This window comes from Cupriavidus sp. UYPR2.512, from assembly GCF_000379565.1.
GTDB lineage: Bacteria > Pseudomonadota > Gammaproteobacteria > Burkholderiales > Burkholderiaceae > Cupriavidus.
This window is the reverse complement of record NZ_KB903041.1, coordinates 1-2,002: the sequence shown is the minus strand read 5'-3', so window position 1 is coordinate 2,002 and position 2,002 is coordinate 1. Positions and strand designations below refer to the sequence as shown.

Below are 2,002 nucleotides of genomic sequence, written 5' to 3'. Positions count from 1 at the left end.
CATGGGTCTCGAACTCGTCCCAATCCAGCCACAAGGACAATCCTCTTGAAAAACACCAATCAAATCAGGTAATTGAAATGGTTTCTTGAGAGGGAGTAGGTCTGCAACTGCCAATATCCTCCTCGAGTCCTGGGCGTGCATCGTTACCTCGAGCGCAAATGATGGCCGTATTTCCACCCTTCGAGAAGTGCACCGAATGCGGAAATTGGTCAATATCAGGGCTACAGACTGTATCTGAGCGGAGTTGGATGTAGCCGTCGCTGTTTAGTTCGAAAACGCGGACCGTCGCGGACCTTGCAAAGGTGATGGCGAGATGGCGTCCAGCCGGATCAACGGTGACGTGAATGGCCGATGTGGAAGCGGGATTTCGACTTGCGCCACATCGGCTTGTCCGGACTGGCTCACACGAAGGACTTTGACGAAGTGCGTGTCCCCGCGTCCGCCTGGCCCTCCGTTGCTGCAGACGATGTAAAGCAATGGAAAAGCAGGGTGCGAAGCCGCGTACTGCACAGGAAGTCCAATGTCGACAGCGAAGTTGTAATGCGAGGCCCCTGCTGGCGGTGGAGCGGACGGATGTGCATCTGGGCGGCAACTGCCGCGAGTACGAATGTCTGGGTCGTTGCCCATTAACTGCTTGCGCAATACGGCGAATCGGAACAAAAAGGGCAGGCTACTGCCGTCGAAGACGGCGTATAACCTGCCCCTTTACTACGGTAACGCGATCGCTATTAAGCCGCTTGCACAGCCTTCGCCACGAGTTCACCGAAGGCCTTGCAACCCAGCGTACCGCCGAGGTCCGGGGTGCGGGTCGCCGGGTTTTCCAGAATCTTGTCTACCGCGGCTTCCATCGCGTCGCCAGCGCGGAGGAACTCAGGCTTGTTGCGGCGCTCGCCGAGCCATTGCATCAGCATTGCCACCGACAGAATCATCGACGTCGGATTGGCCTTGTCTTGCCCTTGAATATCAGGTGCGGAGCCGTGCTGAGCTTGGGCGCAGCAGTTCGTGTCGCTTGCCATGACGGAGCCTGCGAGACCCAGGCTTCCCGACAGCTCGCTGGCAAGGTCCGACAGGATGTCGCCATAGAAATTCGTCGTCACAATCACGTCATAGCGCGAAGGATCGCGGACTAGGTGTGCTGCCATGGCGTCGACGAGGACGTCGTTGACGGTGACCTCAGGGAAATCTGCCGCCACGCGGCGCACGCATTCCAGGAACAGACCATCCGTCATGTGGAAGCTGTTGGCCTTGTGAATGGCGGTTACCTTCTTATTACGCTGCATCGCCAACTCGAATGCGCGACGGGCGATACGCTCGCTGCAATGTGTGGTGATTTTGCGAATCGACAGTGCCATGTCGGGGCTCGGCATAACTTCGCCCCAGCCCTTGGTCATGTTGCGGTCAGGATAGAAGCCTTCCGTGGCTTCTCGCATGATGACCAGATCCATGGTCTTGCCGTCCTTCATGTTGGAAGGCAGGAACGGACGGGTACGGGCAGGGCGTACGTTTGCGTACAGGTCCAGGCCGATGCGGAAACCTGCGGACACGTTGCGGCCGCCCTTTTCCGGGGTGGGGTAGTCGGCGTGCGATTGCGTCCCCAGGATGACACCGTCGTAAGTATTTGCGCGGTCCAGTACTTCCTCGCGCAGCGTAGTGCCGTACTTTTCCAGACTGACGAAGCCAACGTCGTCATAGTCGAATTCCAGGTTCAGCATGAAGGTGGAGTCTGCCGCCTTCAGGACGTCCATTGCGGCGCCCACGATTTCCGGGCCAATGCCGTCGCACGGCAGAACAAGAATCTTCATTACCTTATCTCCGATGTAAGTGTGTCCGGCACCGGCTGCCGCGAGTTCGTAGTGTAGCCGAACGTACTATGTCAACCTAAAATACCAACATGGCGCCGCGATTGTATTGAATCGCCCCGGGTTTTGAGGAGGCTCCAACTCTTGCGAGAATGGAGCCATGAACAAGCAGATCAAGCATTCCCCCGAAGTCCAAGATCGGG

Annotated in this window: 1 protein-coding gene; it reads right to left on the bottom strand. The window is 57.5% G+C overall.

Annotation, left to right across the window (positions count from 1 at the left end; translation table 11 throughout):
• Positions 1 to 728: 728 nt before the first annotated feature.
• A complete protein-coding gene (locus A3A5_RS0118800) occupies positions 729 to 1,802 on the bottom strand; it encodes an isocitrate/isopropylmalate dehydrogenase family protein (protein ID WP_018312081.1) in 1,074 nt (357 codons plus the stop codon).
• Between the last annotated feature and the right edge of the window lie 200 nt (positions 1,803 to 2,002).